The sequence below is a fragment of the Campylobacter sp. TTU_617 genome (genome assembly GCF_016599045.1).
Taxonomy (GTDB): Bacteria; Campylobacterota; Campylobacteria; order Campylobacterales; family Campylobacteraceae; genus Campylobacter_D.
Map to the genome: position 1 here is coordinate 1 of NZ_JAENKV010000058.1, position 271 is coordinate 271.

Below are 271 nucleotides of genomic sequence, written 5' to 3' on the forward strand. Positions count from 1 at the left end.
TAAATAAAATACCATTTCCAAAACCATAAAAATAAAGAACAGGATATAAGAAGTATTTATCATTATAAGTGTTTAACATAGAGTTTAGTTCAGTAAGAGGGTTTTGGTAGAGTAATTCCCCCCCCCCATTGATTTCTTTTAAATTTATATCTAAATTATCTTTACCTTGTATGAGTTCAAATTTAAGATTTGATTTTATTTTATTTAGTTCTTCTTTTAAGAAAGTATTATTTAGAGCATTTAGGTTTTTTAAGAATAAAGAGGGGGTCAT

General features: G+C 25.5%; 1 pseudogene. It reads right to left on the minus strand.

The features are described from left to right. Positions 1-271 (minus strand): annotated as a pseudogene (locus GQV94_RS07685) (motility associated factor glycosyltransferase family protein); the annotation flags it as partial.